The 437-nt window shown below is 52.6% G+C and carries 1 protein-coding gene; it reads right to left on the bottom strand.

Going from position 1 to position 437, the window contains the following annotated elements:
* Positions 1-93: 93 nt before the first annotated feature.
* Positions 94-354 (bottom strand): hypothetical protein, encoded by a 261-nt coding sequence (locus PPOP_RS16710; protein ID WP_006287825.1) that lies wholly within the window; start codon positions 352-354, stop codon positions 94-96.
* Between the last annotated feature and the right edge of the window lie 83 nt (positions 355-437).

The following is a 437-nucleotide window of genomic DNA, read 5'->3' as shown; positions in this document are numbered from 1 at the left end:
GGATATCCGCGACCGTAGCCGCTAGATACGGCTAGGTTTCGTCCCGTTCCGTCCGGGACTCGTCAGGCGGTATGAGGGGCCGAAGCCCCATCGTTATTGCATTTCCCGCACCCAGTGCATCCCATCGTATGAGATAAAGCCGCCATCATCTAGGATGGATTGCAATGTGCGCTTGCCTCCGCGCGGGATGAATGGTATTTCTCCGTCGTAGCTTACGTAGCCAAGCTCTGGGTGACGGAATGCATAACCGCTTACCTTGTAGTATCCAAGCATGGAAAGCGTTCTAAAATGGCAGTCTTCCATTTTTACAATCTCTAGGCTGCTGTTAATAGCAACCGTTTTCGGCGTTCTCATTGGACACTCCTCCCTACGTAGCCCGCCGGCTTAATTGTTATTTGAGAGGGGGCGAGAGGCCCCCGTATGGTTCACCTTAATAT

The sequence above is a fragment of the Paenibacillus popilliae ATCC 14706 genome (assembly GCF_000315235.1).
GTDB classification, from domain to species: domain Bacteria; phylum Bacillota; class Bacilli; order Paenibacillales; family Paenibacillaceae; genus Paenibacillus_B; species Paenibacillus_B popilliae.
Note: the sequence above shows the minus strand (reverse complement) of the source record. Positions and strands in the feature narration are given on the sequence as shown.